Below are 16,647 nucleotides of genomic sequence, written 5' to 3'. Positions count from 1 at the left end.
AAGGTGAGCCAGCGTTGATCTGGCTGACTCGAAGACGGACAAAACTGTTAAATCATGCGGCATCACTAAGACGGAGGCTTTCGTAATAGTCTTCCGCCAGAGCGGTCATTTTGAACTGAGCATCTACTCCAGCGATCTTTTCAACGGCATCTTTAATTTCCTCTAGATCGACACTGAAGAACTCCTTACGAATGTTAACTGCATTAACACGTTGAGAATGGAATTCACGGTGCAAAGCTGTTTCGAGTGCAGGTGCATCATCAGTATAAATCATGGCATGTACGTCAAATGGGAATGGTACACTGGCATCACCAAGCTCTTTAACTCTGTCCATAGGCTCTAGCCTACGCGTTAAACCTATCTTGTAAACATCTTCTCCAAAGGAACCAATGTTACTTATCACGTACACATGGCCCTTACGAGTTTGTTCCGCCATACTCTTGGCACGTTCTTCTTTGGCTTCAGCTTCGGCCAATTGCAGCTCTAGAATGGCTATTCTTTGTTCCATTTCACTACGTTCTTGTTCATTAGCTTGAGCAAGCTCTTGCTGAGCTTTATCAAGAAGGTTTCGATACATTTTTTCTTCTTTCTCAGCTTCAGCAATAGCTTTTTCAAACTCCTTTATTGCTCTCTGCTCTTCACGAATTTGCTCTTTGATGAGCTTCTGCTCGGCAATTTCTTCCTGCTTCTTCAGGGTATATTGATACTGAAGCTTACATTCTTCGAATTTTAGTTCGATGTAGTCAATATCAAAGCCACACTCCATTGTCGCAGCTGACTTTTCTAGATTGTTTGCTAGTTTCTCGATTCGTTCCAGCGTACGACCAAATGAGCTTGGTGAAACCTTGCCAATAAGCATGTCACATTCAATATTGAACGCAGTTAGCATAAGCTTAACTTGACCATTGAGGATTTTTTTATTCAAAGACTTATCATTAGAAATAACGGTCGTTTCAGGGAAGGTGACTGCGCTTTTCGCTTTAATCATGTCTTTTTGCTGCTGCCGTATGTCTTTGATCTCTTCAGAATAGCGAGTTGATGTTTCGTAGAGATATTGTGGCATTTCAAAATGACCATGAGCAGTATATTCATCGAGTCGTGAATACAAGTCTATCCCACCCATAAGCTCGTTCAGATCCTGTTCGCTCTTTTCAATATTGGCATTAAGTTCATTTAGAGTGTTTTGGGCCGCGTCAAGAGACTGTTGCTGTTCTAGAATACTAACTTTAAGAGAGTCATCTTGTCCTTTCAAAGCTTGTAGGTCGGCAGTTTCAGCGTTAATTTTGGAAAGCGCCTGCTTTGCTATCTCATTAGTTTGCTGAAGAGATTCATTTGCTTTCTTTAATGTCTCGTGCTCTTCTTTGGCTTTCTTTAACGCTTCATCTATTGACTTGTACTGTCCAACTTTTTTATCCGCAGAGCGTTTCGTCACTATATAGGTCAGCAAAACTGCTAACAAAGATATGCCTGCTAATATCAGTAAATTATTATCCATTGTTTACCTTAAAACCTCTTGTATGAATTGCTTTCTAAGTGCGGCTCGTTCTTCGCAGCGGTCTTGGTACTCTTCATTTGCATTTGATAGCGCATTTTTGAATGCTTGCTTTGCTGCGGATTGTTGCTGTCTTACTTGCCGCTTTAGTTCTCGCTGAGCTTCACGCACACCTTTTTCATGCTCTCTAAGTGCTTGAGCTTCAGCACGTTGCCGAGCTTTCTCTCTACGCTGAGTTTCGCGGGCGGCTTGTTTGTTGGCCCTATCTATAGCTTTAACAACCTTTATAGCCGTCCTTAAACCACTTCCTCGTCTGGCCAATGCATTTCTCCTCTAAGCAAATTAGAATTATGCTTCCGATGCTAGCACAACAAAATTGGGAGGGTTACATTGAAATCAAACAGATTACATAAACTCTATAGCTATGAGAGCGCTAAGGTTTCAAATATCTATGTTTCTTATAGGCAGATTAGCTCCTTGCTTTGAGTTAGAAAAAATATTCCAAATGATGGCATGGGGAGTAATGGCTCATGCAGTCGCTGACTAATCTTGGGGCAAAGGCAGCATAAGAACACTGCCTGCGCTAAATCAACAATCGGTTTCTCTCGATATTTTAATGGCGTCTTCAATCTCTATTCCCAAATATCTGATGGTGTTATCAATTTTTGTATGACCAAGTAGTAACTGAACGGCACGTATATTTTTGGTTCGAGCATAAACCAAAGTCGCTTTGGTTCTTCGCATTGAGTGAGTTCCATAAAGGTCAGAATCAAGTCCTAATTGCTCAGCCCAGCTCCTGATGATAGACCTGTAATATGAATAGCTTATTGGTTGATTAGAGCGACGTATACTCCGAAACAAATAATCACTGGGTTGCAATTTAACTTCTTGAATCCAATGGATAATACTTTGTTGTGTTCTCGGAGTTATCTCAAATTGAACTTCGATCCCAGTTTTCTTCTGCGTTAATTGAACCCTTTCAAATACTTGATCGAGAGTAGTGACGTCTCGAACTTTTAAAGAGAGTAAGTCACATGATCTTAGCTTGCTATCTATAGCCAAATTAAGTAAAGCCAATTGCATCAAGTTGTTTTGAATTTCAATTCGAGTGCGAATACGCCAAATCTCTTCAAGCTTGAAAGGACGTTTCACACCAGTAGCATTGTGATTTAGTTCTGGTTTCATAGTGACCTCCTATTTAAAAGTCACTATGAGGATAGTGGATGTATTACTGATTAGGATTTGGACAAAGATGAGTTAATAATCCCCCTATCAACTAGAACTAGCTCCCTTCTAAGTTACTAGCCATTGGGTATTTAATTAGTTGAACAAATTTATTTATCGATAAAATGCTTTAAGCTTCCATATAGTTGATTAATGTCGATAGGTTTGGCTATATGGGCAACAAAACCCTGTTGGATGTAGTTTTCAACATCATCTTTCATCACATTTGCGGTTAGGGCTATCACGGGTAATTTAGGAAATAGCTGCTTTAGCTGTTTTTGTGCTTCCACGCCATCCATTTCAGGCATGTGGATGTCCATCAGTACGATGTCATAACTTCCTTTTTTAACCTCATCTATCGCTAGTTGCCCATTTTCAACAATCGTTACTTTTGCTTTGGTAGACTTCAACATTGATTGTATCAACACCTGATTAATTGCATTATCTTCTGCAACCAGTATTTGTTTACTTGATAAATCAGGAGCGGATAAGGATTTTTTAGCCTTTTCTTTAGACACCATGTCTACTTCTTGAAGAGGGAGGATAACTGAGACTGTCGTCCCTTTATCTAGCTGACTTTGAACGTCTATTTCACCTCCCATCATTTTGATGAGATTAGTTGTAATTGACATACCAAGCCCCGTCCCACCGTACTTTCTTGTGGTTGAGGTATCAGCCTGAGCAAATCGCTCAAAAATCCTCTGAGCAGCCTCTTCAGTCATTCCTATACCCGAATCAATGACCTGAATATAAATTGCATCTTTGCCACTGTAAGGGCGGCTATCAATATTAACCTTTACACTTCCTTTTTCTGTGAACTTAACGGCATTTGAAGCGAGGTTCAGGATTATTTGCTTAACTCGAACTAAATCACCAAGCCAATAATCTTTATAACGCTCACCTTTATTGACAATAAACTGTACCTGCTTATTGCTAACTTGCCCATCCAAGTCATACTTCACTGATTCAAGCACTTCTGTGAGTGAAAATTGAATGTGCTCTAGTTGAAGATTGTTCGATTCAATTTTTGAATAATCCAAAATATCATTAATGATAGTGAGCAGGCTTTGTGCAGAGAAAGATGCGTTACTCAGAACGGTTTTCAACTCCCTAGATAATTTTGTGTCTTGTAAAAGCTGCAAACCACCAAGGATAGCATTCATCGGAGTTCGAATTTCATGACTCATATTCGCCAGAAAGTCACTTTTGGCTTTCACAGCATTTTCAGCGGCAAGTTTCGCTTCATAAAGCACCTGAATAGCGTTAACTTTTTCTGTGACGTCGTAATTGACTCCGATAACTTTAACGGCTTTCCCATCAGTATCTCTTATTACTTCAGCGCTGGCCTTTATCACTTTAATATCACCATTTGGGTGTACAACTCGAAATTCAGGGTCATAAACTCCTTCACCACGAATAGCTGTTTCTAATGCACTCTTTGCAGAATCAATGTCGTCGGGATGAACACTATTTACCCATGCTTCATACGCACCTGAAAACTCAGATTCATTGATGCCATACAATTTGTACATCCACTCATCCCAATTGAGCTCACCCGTTCGTAAATTCCACTCCCATATGCCTATTTCCGCAGAGTCATTGGCAAGTTGCATTCGAAGCGCCAATGCATCTGCTTTTTCTTTCGCTTCTTGAATTTTTTGCTCGTTCTCTTTTTGTAGGGTCATATCTTGTACGACAGACCAAATCACCGTTTCATCATTTCTGTCGGTAATTTTTATACCAGACAGTAATACAGGGACGTTAGTGCCATTTTTGTGTATATATTCTTTAAGGTATGGGCCATAGTGACCATGCTCAGCTAAAGATTCGAGTTGAGCTTGCTCCTGCTTTTCATATGAGATTGGTGTGAGCTGCCAATAATCCATCTGGTTAAGCTCTTCAATACTGTACCCAGTGATTTTACTGAACTCTTGATTTACAAACTCAAAGCTTCCATCTGAAATGTTATTAATTGCAATCCCTACTGTGGCTAAGTCGACAAACTTTTCAAATTTCTCTTTTTCTTCGCTGTAAGCTCGCTTTAATCGACTGGCATCAGATTCTGCTATATCTAATTGATTTTGGGTATGGACAAGCTCGCTGATATCTCTACCTATAGCTAGTATATGATTTTGTTCATCCAAGGCGATATAGGTTAATGAAACCAAACAGGGAAATGTAGTGCCGTCTAAACGAGTATGCGTCCATTGAAAAACCTGACTACCTTCAGTTATGGTATTGCCTATGTACTCACCTGCCATTTCGTCAGAGCGTCTGCCACATGGTTGGAATTCAGGTGACAAATCAGAAGGTGTTAGGTTCAGGAATTTACTACTGCTTTCTACTCCATGCATATCAATCGCGGATTGATTGCACTCAATAAACCTGCCTGTGCCTAGGTCTATTATTGACAATGCATCAGCCGAAATATCAAATAACTTTTTGTACTTATCCCGCTCAAGCTTAGCTTTATTTAGCTGCTCTCGGAGTTGTTTAACTTCCAATTCAAGCTCTTTTTCCCGAACAATAGTCATATTTTCCTTTATGCTCTTTTTAAATAGCGACAGCAGTAAGTATAGGAGTCTCTCCCTATATGTTAGAAACAATTTTCAATTCAAACCAGCCAATTAATGGTAGGGGTAATTACCGCCTGATTATTTGCTTCTGTAATTCGCTCAAAACTCACCGATAGAATAATTACCTTAAAACATTTTAGTGCAAAAAATGCGTTAGCGGAACGTCCGCTTTGTAGAATTACAACCTTAGCTTCGAAACATCATGACCGTCTCAAATTGGCTCAAAGCCGACCTTTAGAGTATTTACGTTAAACCATTTTGGGGCAGAAACGAGTTACGCTTGAAAGTCTGCTCATGGCACTTAGTTGAACTTCGGCAAAGAGCGATAAGCGGTCGATCAGGTGAGTCGTTTTTAACTTAGTAAGAATAAGAGGACACTTTCCTCTTTTTACATATTTATATAAGTTACATAAAGCATAATATATATAGCTAGCAATAATTTATGCTTTTTGCTATTAATACAAACTCATAAAATAAGGACGTTTTCGCGCTAAAAAAGGGAAAGTGTCCTCTGATAAAGTTGTTAGCAGCTTGAAGGACTTAATGGACATGGATTTTCATACTAAACTAAAAAACGCAGAGTTTTGGTTTACACAAGCGTCTCAAATGTTTGAAGCATCAAAAGCTTTATATAACTCAATGACTTCAAAGGATTCATCAGATGAACTTCGAGTTGGTGCGCATAAAGGATCTCTTTTTTTACTAGGAATAGCCACTGAAAATGCTTTCAAAGGAGTTTTGGCTTTTAAAGAAGAACTAAAAATTGAAAATGAGAGACTAAAACCAATTACCCCAAAAGGTGTTTCACCCCATGACTTGGAATGGCTTTCAGAAAAAATAGGCCATACTTTTTCTGAAAAGGAGATAGAGTTGTTTAAACGCTTAAGTGTATACACCATCTGGGCAGGTAAATACGGAACACCTCTAAAGAAAAGTGAGTTCCTCAAAGATAAAGGGGCACTGTTTCAGAGCGAATCCGATTACGATGTTATATCTGACGTTATCTCAAGGCTCAAGATCGAAGCTGGATTCAATAAGAATTCAGGATGGCCATCATTACGCAGCTAACAAACGCATAAACACTCGCTGCGCTCGCTAGGGACAAAACACGTAGGCTCCCTGCGCTTCGCTTGGTATTGTAGCCTACGTATTTTTGCCCGTTATGCGGGCCGTTACGAACGTCCGGAAATGGCACAAATCGGCTATTCACTGTCAGATTTAATCCAACTGTACAAATCGAATCTGGCAGATCAAGTTAAGACTTTTTCAAATTAAGCTTGTAAAAGTAAGCTTTTTTCATCGTAGGTTACCACTTTGTCACGGCCCGTTTCTTTAGCAAGGTAGAGTCGTTTATCGGCGTTCGCTAGTAACTCTTTTATAGTCTGCTCGCCGTTTATTGTGCTACTGACGCCTGCGCTCACCGATAAATTTATATCGTGCCCCTCGTAATAAAATGGATAACTGCTTATGCTTTCGCGTAGTTCTTCGGCATTATTTCTGGCATCACTTAATGAGCAGTTGGGCAATAAAATGGCAAATTCTTCGCCGCCGATTCTGGCTGATATCTCTTCATTTAAAAATTGTGATTTTACATGCTGGGCTATCCACTTTATGGCTTGATCGCCTGCCTCGTGGCCATAGGTATCGTTAACGCGTTTGAAAAAATCAATATCGAGCAAAATAAGTGAAATATTTTTGTTTTGGTAAAGTGGTAAACTTAACGCGTTTTTTCCTTTTATAAAAAAACCACGGCGGTTAAATAGTTGACTTAAAACGTCGGTATTAGCAATGCTGGCAAGCGTATGTTCTGTATTAGATGCTAATAAGTAAGGGAGTAATAATGCACTGCAAGTGGCTAAAATTAAATGACTGCTTAAAATGAGCTCTAATGGTTCTAAATAGGTTGTCTCGCTTAGGCTTAAAATAGGTAAAACAAGCAGCACTGTTTGAACAAACATAAGCAAACTATGGATTAAAAAGCAGGTAATTAATGCCTTTTTTTGTAAGGTTGCAACAAAGCTCATAGTGCTAATGATGTAAGCAGAAAATAAGTATAACCCTGCAATAATAAAGCTCGTTACCATTTGTGCTGCGGAGTAAGGATACACAGATAATAAAATTACGGCGGTAAAAAGCAGCAAATAGTAAATAGGGCGTAAGTTTAAAGGTTTGCTGTATTTGTATTTATGTAGTCCCAGAATAATTAAAAATGGGCTGAGTATTATAAAAATATTCGCTAAATAACTCGTAATAAAAGGAAAATTAAGTATTAGTTTTAAACATGCGAGTAGTTCAGCAAATGAAAATGCAATGCACGCTAAACCAAAAATTAAAAAAGCAGATTGTTTTTTGTAATTATGAACAGATAAAAAAAACAACCCTATTAGTAGGTTAAGTATAAAAGAGAGACCAATCACAGTAGGCAGGTGTAGCATTCATTTTCGCTTTTATTAGGAAATTGTGTCTGACTAACTTAAGTATTATGTATTAATCATGAAAGGTCAATATGGGTAAATAGTACTAGTTACCCATGTTGTAACTGAATAGAGTATACGCAGAAGATAATTAACGCCAGCTAAACCAAACTGTCCAAGGCCGATTTAAGGTTCTCGTAATGAAAACGATAGTTATGCTTTTGTGCTTTGGTTGGCACTACAAATTGCCCGGTAGTGAGTAAGTCAGACATTTCACCCATTAATACTTTCAATACAAATGCAGGCATGGGCATAAAAGCGGGACGCGATAATGCATTACCCAAGCGTTTACTAAACTCTGAGTTACTAACTGGGTTTGGTGCTACGGCGTTAATTGGCCCCGAAATCTCAGGGTGTTTCATAATATATAAAATAAGCTGTGTCATATCGTCTATATGTATCCACGACATACCTTGCTCTCCGTCACCAATTGGCCCGCCTAAACACAATTTAAATGCGGGAAGCATCTTGCTTAATGCACCACCTTTTTTAGCTAATACAATACCGGTTCGTAATAGGCAGACTCGTGTTTTTTCAGACTCTGCTTTTAATGCTGCGTCTTCCCAGTCTTTACACAGCTGATGACTAAATTCATTGTGGGGATCTGTAAAGTTTTCATCTATGCGCTTGTCGCTTTGGCGTCCATAGTAGCCAATAGCACTGCCTGATATAAACGTGTGTGGAGGGTTAGTACTTGCTGCAATGGCGTGGCTAATTTGATCTGTTAGATTAATGCGGCTGTCACGTATAATTTGCTTCTGTTTATCGCTCCAACGTTTATTAACGATTGGCTCACCGGCTAAATTAATAACAACGTCAACTGTATTAAAATCAACAGCGCTTATGTCAGCGACTGCTTTAATTTTATGACCCAATAATACATTTGCTTTTGTGGCATTACGGCTAAGCACGGTAACCGTGTTGTGGTGCTCTAAAAAAGGACATAAATGTTGGCCAATTAGCCCAGTAGCACCTGTAACAAATATATGCATATTGAATCCTCAAATTATAATTGTAGCAAGTGTTTTTAATTTATACTCACTAGCATGTAGTTTCTATCCTTAATACGAAGTAACAAGGGTTATGATCACTTTGTAATTATTTCATTTCATTAGGTTTTGCCTTACACTGTGGCCTTATTACAAATATAAGGATTAATAAAGTGGCAGGTTTAACGGGTGTAAATAAAAGCTTAATTGTTTTTGCTGCTTTAGTAGTGGTATTGGCAGGGATCAAATCAGCAAGTGTCATTGTTATTCCTTTCATATTAGCGGCATTTATTGCCATTATTTGTAATCCACTAATTAAATTTTTTGCACGTTATAAAATTCCTAAAGGCATTGCAGTGATGCTTGTGGTGCTAATTATTGTTGGGCTTGGAGTCAGCTTAGGTGGCTTAGTTGGCCAGTCCATTAATGATTTTTCACAGCAGCTTCCTGAATATAAAGCCCAACTCAAAGAAGAGTTTATTTGGCTTGTAGACCTCGCCTCCCAGTACAATATCTTAATTAATAAAGAACAACTCATTTCGATGTTCGACCCAGGCAAAATGGTTGATGTAGCAACTAACATGCTGACAGGGCTTGGTGGCGTAATGGCAAACATGTTTTTAATAATCTTAACGGTTATTTTTATGCTGTTTGAAGGCCCTCTGCTAAGCAATAAAATACACATGGCTCTTGAAGATCCTGATAGTAAAATGAAGCAAATTGACCGATTTTTAGAATCAATTAATTCTTACTTGGCTATAAAAACACTCGTTAGTTTAGCTACCGGTATTATTGTGTCTGTTTACTTGTGGGTTCTAAATGTTGACTACTTTATATTATGGGGTGTTTTAGCATTTATGTTTAATTACATTCCGAATATTGGGTCAATTATTGCGGCTGTGCCTGCCGTGTTACTTGCCTTAATAACTCAAGGTCCTCTAATTGCCGGTATGGTAGCGGCGGGTTACTTAACAATAAACACGGTAATGGGAAACATTGTAGAGCCTAAATTTTTAGGTAAAGGGCTTGGCCTATCAACCCTTGTTGTATTTTTATCTTTAATATTTTGGGGGTGGCTACTTGGTACAGTAGGTATGCTTTTATCTGTTCCATTAACAATGATTGTTAAAATAGGCCTTGAAACAAGCATAGAAGGTAAATGGGTTGCTACATTATTAGGCAGTGGTGAAGATAGCGCGATGCGTTAACCTTCAGCATTTATAGCCAACATAACCCATTTGAATTGCTATATAGCATTTAATGCGTCATCAACAGCGTTAAGTGCTCCCTCTAAATAACCTGCTTCTTTTTTCGCGAATTCACTTCCTACTGAGTGAATATTTAAATCTCTTAGCTCACTTATTAGTTCACCTAAATGGAAATCAGGGTGTTGTGAGGGTTGTGTTTTATCGTCGTTATTGGCAACAAATTCATCCTCAGCCCAATCTTTTATAAAACAATGTGTGGGGTTTCTAGCGGCTTCGCCGTAAAAATAGACTAGCTGGTTAATACAAGCTTTTATTAATTGTGCTTTGGAAACTTTACTGCGAGTGGCGTATGGCACGCCGATAAAGCCAAATAAGGCAGCATGCTTATTGTGTTCTGCACTTGCATCATGTATTTCAACCATGGGGCCGACTCGGCTAAAGCATTGCCCAGATAGATTGCGTTCTCGCCAAAAGGAGTAATCGAATGTGGCCACAAATTTAGCCTGCCCTGCCATCCAAGTGGGCGTTGTAGTCAAACGATTTATAAGCCTCTCACTTGCCCAAAAATTAGGTGTTAGATGTTGGGTTAACATTCGTGGAGGCAGGGCAGTGAGCACTGTGTTTGTTTCAAACTGCTGTATTTTACCATTGTTATTGACTGTTAATTGCCAGTTATCATTACTTTTTTTGAGTTCTGTTACGCAATGATTTAACAATATATGCTTTGAAGGTAGCTGTTTATAGAGTGCCTTGATTAAGGTACTCATGCCGTGTTTTAGCCTAAACAATTGCATTTCGCCAGCGCCTGCGATTTGTTGAACTGCCTGATTAGGCGCTTGGTATAACACATCACCATGATTGTATTGCTCAAATATCGATAAGTTGAGCGATTTGACCAATGATTGAATTTTTGGTTGATGAGGAAAAATCCACGTCGGACCAAGATCAAACCCAATATTTTCATTTTTTATTGAATTTTCACAATAAATACGCCCACCTAAACGTGGTTTGGCCTCTAATAATAAAAACGCAATATTACGTTCATGCAATTTTGTTGCAGCATAAAGCCCTGCAAGTCCGCCACCAATAATTATTATAGGCTTGGCCATTAGTTACCTTTTTGAGTTTAACAATCTACTAGTAGGTAGTTTGTTTTGTGTGCGCACTATTGTCAAGTGAGTATGCGAGGTAGTCGTGTTATTTACACGTGCTTTAAAAAGGTTGTTTTAAGGATTCTGTAAACTGATTTACTAACTGAATTTCACAGTGCTTGTAGCTGATAGCGGCTGCTTTTGCATTAGGAAGTTTTAATATGTAGCGCCACTGGCAGGCGCTTTCAATGTACTTCTCGTTATTATTTATACTGCGCATAAATAACTGCAGCACTTGGGTATTACCCGTTGCTTCTTCAGATTGGACGAGTTCGTACTTACGTTTTTGTATCCAAGTCCCTTGCTCTTGTTTGGCTTTATCGAGCTGGGTGTCAAGGCATTGTATATAACGCTTAGATTCATTCATAGTTGGCTTATCAACCAATTGGCACACAGCATTAGAATAAGCACTGCCACTTATTATAAGGAGAAAAAACGAAAACAAGTTTGCATACGTGTTACTTTTTATCATGGTAATTAAACTCTAATATAAATTGTGCGCCGCCTAGCTTGTCGGCTTCAGTGATTGTCAGTGTGCCATGGTAAGATGTAACCAAGTCCGAGACAATGGCCATGCCAACACCATGCCCACTTTGGTATGTATCTAGGCGTGTACCGCGTTTAAGTAATGATTCGCGCTTATCTTCTGGCACACCCGGGCCGTCATCACTTATACCTATACATAATGTTTTACTTTGCACCACTTGTACCGTTACTTGAGAACGACACGCTTTACAGGCGTTATCAATTAAGTTGCCTAGTAACTCCATTAAATCGGTTTGGTCACCTAAAAAGTAGTCTTTATCAGAAACTATACAATCAAAAATAATATCTTTGTCGCGATAAACTTTAGCCATTGCACTTAGTATTGAGTCGATAACTGGTTTTATAGGCGTTTGTTTTTTCCACGTATCTGACGCGCCAGTAGCTGCACGCTTTAATTGGTGTTCGATCATCACATTTATACGGTCTAACTGTTCTTGTGCGTCAGCATCATTTGCAAGCGGGCTTGATTTAAGAACAGCTAGTGGGGTTTTAAGTGCGTGGGCTAAATCGCTGAGCGATGCTCTGTAGCGTTCTTTTTGTCGTTGCTGAGATTCAAGTAACAAGTTTAAGTCGGCTTTTATGGTTTGTAGTTCAATTGGATAAAGGCCTTTAATTTCTTGTATATCACCAGATTCAATGGCTTTTATTTCTTTATCTAAGCGCTGAAGTGGGCGAGCGCTCCAAATAAAACCGATAGCCATTAAAATTGTTATGGCAATACCCATAACAAACATCCACTCAACAAGTGTTTGTTTAAACCCATCCATTAAACGAAGTAGAGCGTCGTTACGCTTTACTAAAATGAACCGAGCCTGCTCGGACTGATCAATGTTATTTAATATTACGGTTAAACTAAGCTGCCAATAAACCGTATTTTTGTATTCTACGCGCCTAAAATCAGCAGCACCGGCTTTAGTTTCTATTTGTTGAGGTACAAAGTCGACATTCACCGCCGACTCCGAATGCCAAATTGGCTCTTCATCTCGGTAAATCATTGCGTAAGTGTCAGAGTTTAATCTGTTAAGCTCAGGCGCTAATATAGTGCTTGGCATAATTATGCCATGTTCAGTGAAGTCTACCTCAGATATGAGAGAATAGAGTTGAGCTTCTAGCGTTTTTTCTGTGGCATCGACCAAAGAGGCATAATAGGCTTTGCCAATTGAGTAAAACAAAATAGGCAGTGCCACCAATAAAACAAAGACAAGGATAAATCCTTGCCTTATTTTTAGTGATACTTGCGGTCCTACCACTGACTTTTTAGCCTGTAACCACGGCCACGTAACGTTTCAACTGGGTTTAGGGTGCCTTCTGGGTCTAACTTTTTACGTAGGCGTAAAACAAACACTTCAATTACATTCGAATCAAGGTCGAAATCCTGATCGTAAATATGCTCAGTGAGTTCTGACTTAGAAATAACCTTTTGTGGGTTTACCATTAAGTATTCAAGTACTTTATACTCATAAGCCGTTAGGCTTAACTCTTTGTCATCGACCCAAACTTGTTGCGAACGGGTGTGTATTTTTATAGGTCCTGCTGTCATTTCAGGGTTAGCCTTACCAGCACTGCGGCGAATAAGTGCGTTACAACGCGCTGCTAATTCTTCAACATGAAATGGCTTTGTTAAATAGTCGTCTGCACCGGCATCTAGCCCTTCAACTTTATCTTGCCAGCGATCACGGGCTGTTAAAATTAAAATTGGAATTGTCACACCTTGGGCACGTGCTTTGTTAATTAACTCAATTCCGTCAATTTTAGGTAAACCCAAATCAACCACAGCCATATCCAAAGGATATTCCGTAATATGAAATAAACCAGCTTCACCATCGTGACATAAATCCACGCTGTAGCGTTCTTTCTCTAATGCATTTCGTAGGTTGTCTGCTAAATGTAGATCGTCTTCAATAACTAAAATTCGCATTTTTTAATCCTTTTTCACTTCGCCGGTTTTTTTATTAATATGTAAATCAACGACGTGGCCGTCAGATTTGAGTATTCGTACGGTATAAAACTCTGGTTTTCAGTTATCTTTAGCGTTTTACCGCCAATGCTTTGTTTTGCAAGTATTACCGCTTTCTTTTTATCCACCGGTTGGTTAACCTTTTTTGCCGGCGTAGCCGAAGCTTGGCTGTTGCTAGCAAAGCTAACACAAGCAATAAAAATGAGGCTTAACAATACGCGCATGACAGAAACTCCTAGACCAGATAAACTTAGTTTAATTAACTAAGTTACTAAAATTCAAGTAAAAACGTTAAATCCGTAATTACATTAGTAATTTTAATTAAAAACGTGTGAACAAATCCTGAATTACAGGTTGGCTTGTAACAACACGCTGTTATTTATACTGGAAACACTTTTTTGAATGGTTTAACAATTGTATTTACGTATACGCCACCTGAAACGTAAGGATCATTAGTTGCCCATTCACGCGCAGCTTCTAGCGAATCAAACTCTGCAATAATAACCGAGCCAGTAAAACCGGCATCTTTAGGGTCCTCATTGTCGACCGCAGGGAAAGGGCCGGCGGTAAGTAGTCTGTTTTGTGCATCAAGCTCTTTTAAGCGCTCTAAGTGCGCTGGGCGTGCGGCTTTTCGTAATTCAAAGCTGTTTTCAACGTCTGTTGAGTAAATCATGTACAACATAATAGATTCTCACTTAAGTTGTTAAATTTTATTATGCAAATAGTACCACAGAGCTCAAATTTGGCTAACTAAAAGCGTATACACTTAGGTTTACAGTTGGATTTTATTTTTAACGCTAATTGCTTGAAAACCGCTGTATAACACTGGTAGAGTCGCTCAGATACTCAAAATAATAAAAAGGTTTTATACATGAGCGATAATAGAGAGCGATTTAGCTCCCGTCTCGGATTTATACTGGCTGCAGCTGGTTCTGCCGTTGGTATTGGTAATTTAGTGGGTTTTCCCGTTTCTGCGACTAAAAATGGTGGCGGCGCATTTTTATTAATTTATGCTCTATTTGTCGTGTTTATTTGTTTACCCGTGATGATGGCAGAAATGGCCATGGGCCGAAATGCTCAAAAAGATCCGCTCGGTTCATACAAGCTTTTAGCAAATAACGATAAAAAATGGAAATTTGCAGGATTTTTAGCCGTTTTAACTCCATTTATGATTGCCGTTTTTTATATGGTAATTACAGTGTGGATTTTTGGCTACTTGATACAGGCAGGCATGGGTAACTTAGATGCGTTAGCCGATCCAGCCCATTTTGGAACATTTATTAACAGCTACACGGTATTTGCTTATATGGCTGTGGTGGTTGTTATTGTTAACCTTATTTTACTCGGCGGTGTAAAACAGGGCATAGAAAAAGCGGCTAAAGTATTAATGCCAGCATTGTTGGTGATGCTGTTGGCTTTGGTTGCTTATGTTTTAACGCTAGATAACGCATTGGCAGGCGTTGAGTATTACGTTATTCCTGACTTTTCAAAAATGAGTGCTAGCGTATTAAATGGTGCATTGAGTCAAGCGTTCTTCTCTTTATCGCTAGGTATGGGTATTTTAATGACCTATGCGTCTTATATTTCTAAGAAAGACGACATAGTTAGTAGTGCAAAAATGGTGGCTATTACAGACTCACTAGTCGCGTTTGTTGCCGGCCTTATGGTTTTACCTGCTATATTTAGTTTTGACCCAAATACTAACCCGGAGTCGTTATCAGACTCGTCTGTATCAATGATTTTTGTTTATTTACCTAAAATTTTATTAGCATTACAAAACGATATTGGCTATGTAGGGGCTTCAGTTGTCGCCTTTTCATTCTTTTTACTTGTATTTTTTGCAGCAATAACGTCTTTGGTTTCAATTGTAGAAGTACCAACGGCAACATTGAGTGATCGTAAAGGTATTAGTCGTAAAAAAGCTTTAGGTATACTAACGCTTAGCACAGGCGTGCTTACAATTATATGTACTATGTCGTTTGGTATGGTTGACAGTTTAACGTCGTTTACCAGCTATGGCGGTGCCAGTAAGAGCTTTTTTGATATTGTAGTTGATGTATTTTACGACACTATTTTACCTCTAAATGGCTTAATGGTGTGTTTGTTTGTAATGTATCGATGGAAAAAAGCGCGTTTAACACAGGAACTAAGCCAAGGTTCACCTAGCTACGAAGGCAGCATGATGGAGAAATACGTTAATTTTTCTCTTTCAACGTTTATTCCGTTCATTTTAGCCGTGATATTTATAAACACGGTTGCTACCAAGTTCTTTGGTTTAAAGTTATTTGGCTTTTAAAATGTAAAGTATAAAAAAAGCCGCGCTTGCCGCGGTTTTTTTGTGCCTAACGTTTAGGTTAAAGCACCTGAGTCTAAATAACTCCCAATACCTAGAGTAAACATCCAAATTCCCCACAAGCTATGCTCAATAACACATACAAAGGTTGAGCGGCTTTGAGCGTAAGTATACGAAAATAACAACCCGCCTAAAAAAGCTAAACATACCGCAATCAAATTTGCATAAACTACATGAGCCAGTGCAAACACAGTGGCACTTACAATAATTCGCATACTTTTTTTAGGCATAATGTGTTTATAACGATGAAAAAAATAGGTTCTGAATATTAGCTCTTGAGGGATAACCGACAACACGGGGTATAGCAGTAACAAAAGCAGCCAATCATCAAAAGAATTTCGAGGGAGGGCAAACCAGTTTTCTTGATGGATGATCCCGTAAAACATACCAGAGAAAACGGCGCCTAATAAAAAGAAACTAAACAGACGATTTTTTACAGCAGAAAACTGTCCAAGGCTGGTAAGCCTGAAGCGTTTAAAGTGTGGGTCGCTCAACAAAAGCATGCAACATACGCTCATTAATATTATAAGCGCAGGGAAAAGCCAATTTGCTAAATGGTTGCGTAAGCTAAAGCCTACTAGCGGTAAAAAAATAAATATGAGGGTAAATTCAAACCAGCGGTATTGATTAGCGTTCAAGGTCGTCTCAGGCTGTTTTTTTATAAACTAACAAGCTAA

The 16,647-nt window shown here is 38.9% G+C and carries 15 protein-coding genes and 1 pseudogene; 3 read left to right on the top strand and 13 right to left on the bottom strand.

Translation table 11 applies throughout. From position 1 onward, the window contains the following. Positions 1-52 precede the first annotated feature (52 nt). The 4 genes from AC27JL_RS10535 to AC27JL_RS10520 all read right to left on the bottom strand — a co-directional run bounded on the left by AC27JL_RS10535 (position 53) and on the right by AC27JL_RS10520 (position 5,250). A complete protein-coding gene (locus AC27JL_RS10535; RefSeq protein WP_487195594.1) occupies positions 53-1,495 on the bottom strand; it encodes an SNIPE associated domain-containing protein in 1,443 nt (480 codons plus the stop codon). Between the two features lie 3 nt (positions 1,496-1,498). Then, entirely contained in the window at positions 1,499-1,813 is a 315-nt protein-coding gene (locus tag AC27JL_RS10530; RefSeq protein WP_033103256.1) for a hypothetical protein, read from the bottom strand. Positions 1,814-2,080: 267 nt separating this feature from the next. Next, positions 2,081-2,677, bottom strand: coding sequence for a tyrosine-type recombinase/integrase (locus AC27JL_RS10525; protein WP_138611608.1), 597 nt, complete (start codon positions 2,675-2,677; stop codon positions 2,081-2,083). A 149-nt stretch (positions 2,678-2,826) separates the two neighbouring features. Then, entirely contained in the window at positions 2,827-5,250 is a 2,424-nt protein-coding gene (locus AC27JL_RS10520; protein ID WP_487195593.1) for a PAS domain-containing hybrid sensor histidine kinase/response regulator, read from the bottom strand. A 591-nt stretch (positions 5,251-5,841) separates the two neighbouring features. On the opposite strand from AC27JL_RS10520, the gene AC27JL_RS10515 reads away from it, so the two are divergent. Beyond that, positions 5,842-6,360 carry a hypothetical protein gene (locus AC27JL_RS10515; RefSeq protein WP_487195591.1) on the top strand — a complete coding sequence of 173 codons (519 nt, stop codon included), beginning with the start codon at positions 5,842-5,844 and terminating at the stop codon, positions 6,358-6,360. A 203-nt stretch (positions 6,361-6,563) separates the two neighbouring features. Here the strand turns inward: AC27JL_RS10515 and AC27JL_RS10510 are convergent, their stop codons facing one another. Both AC27JL_RS10510 and AC27JL_RS10505 read right to left on the bottom strand, forming a co-directional pair. Beyond that, a complete protein-coding gene (locus tag AC27JL_RS10510) occupies positions 6,564-7,727 on the bottom strand; it encodes a GGDEF domain-containing protein (protein WP_487195590.1) in 1,164 nt (387 codons plus the stop codon). A 140-nt stretch (positions 7,728-7,867) separates the two neighbouring features. Further along, complete coding sequence (locus tag AC27JL_RS10505) at positions 7,868-8,758, bottom strand: TIGR01777 family oxidoreductase (RefSeq protein WP_487195589.1); 891 nt, start codon at positions 8,756-8,758, stop codon at positions 7,868-7,870. Positions 8,759-8,928: 170 nt separating this feature from the next. On the opposite strand from AC27JL_RS10505, the gene AC27JL_RS10500 reads away from it, so the two are divergent. Beyond that, positions 8,929-9,963 (top strand): AI-2E family transporter, encoded by a 1,035-nt coding sequence (locus AC27JL_RS10500; protein ID WP_008127717.1) that lies wholly within the window; start codon positions 8,929-8,931, stop codon positions 9,961-9,963. A gap of 38 nt (positions 9,964-10,001) precedes the next feature. Here the strand turns inward: AC27JL_RS10500 and AC27JL_RS10495 are convergent, their stop codons facing one another. The 6 genes and pseudogenes from AC27JL_RS10495 to AC27JL_RS10470 form a co-directional block, all read right to left on the bottom strand. Then, positions 10,002-11,072: a flavin monoamine oxidase family protein gene (locus tag AC27JL_RS10495; protein ID WP_487195587.1), complete on the bottom strand. Its 1,071-nt coding sequence runs from the start codon at positions 11,070-11,072 to the stop codon at positions 10,002-10,004. Positions 11,073-11,175: 103 nt separating this feature from the next. Continuing rightward, the gene (locus tag AC27JL_RS10490; RefSeq protein WP_487195585.1) at positions 11,176-11,586 is read right to left on the bottom strand and encodes a hypothetical protein; all 411 of its coding nucleotides are present in this window, start codon (positions 11,584-11,586) and stop codon (positions 11,176-11,178) included. After that, positions 11,573-12,910, bottom strand: coding sequence for an ATP-binding protein (locus AC27JL_RS10485; protein ID WP_010557521.1), 1,338 nt, complete (start codon positions 12,908-12,910; stop codon positions 11,573-11,575). The genes AC27JL_RS10490 and AC27JL_RS10485 overlap by 14 nt, the downstream gene beginning before the upstream one ends. Then, positions 12,904-13,578, bottom strand: a complete 675-nt coding sequence (locus tag AC27JL_RS10480; RefSeq protein WP_008127723.1) for a response regulator transcription factor — start codon at positions 13,576-13,578, stop codon at positions 12,904-12,906. Before AC27JL_RS10480 ends, AC27JL_RS10485 begins: the two co-directional genes overlap by 7 nt. A gap of 3 nt (positions 13,579-13,581) precedes the next feature. Beyond that, a pseudogene (locus AC27JL_RS10475) lies at positions 13,582-13,841 on the bottom strand (PepSY domain-containing protein). A gap of 155 nt (positions 13,842-13,996) precedes the next feature. Next, positions 13,997-14,299 carry a YciI family protein gene (locus AC27JL_RS10470; RefSeq protein ID WP_487195583.1) on the bottom strand — a complete coding sequence of 101 codons (303 nt, stop codon included), beginning with the start codon at positions 14,297-14,299 and terminating at the stop codon, positions 13,997-13,999. 189 nt (positions 14,300-14,488) lie between these two features. On the opposite strand from AC27JL_RS10470, the gene AC27JL_RS10465 reads away from it, so the two are divergent. After that, the gene (locus AC27JL_RS10465; RefSeq protein WP_058429021.1) at positions 14,489-15,913 is read left to right on the top strand and encodes a sodium-dependent transporter; all 1,425 of its coding nucleotides are present in this window, start codon (positions 14,489-14,491) and stop codon (positions 15,911-15,913) included. Between the two features lie 53 nt (positions 15,914-15,966). Here AC27JL_RS10465 and AC27JL_RS10460 read toward each other — a convergent pair whose 3' ends face one another. Further along, on the bottom strand, positions 15,967-16,608 hold the full coding sequence (locus AC27JL_RS10460) for a CPBP family intramembrane glutamic endopeptidase (RefSeq protein WP_487195581.1): 642 nt from the start codon (positions 16,606-16,608) through the stop codon (positions 15,967-15,969). Positions 16,609-16,647 lie beyond the last annotated feature (39 nt).

It is taken from the genome of Pseudoalteromonas sp. 4NS20-0020, from assembly GCF_057554385.1.
This window is presented reverse-complemented; position numbering and strand designations above follow the sequence as displayed.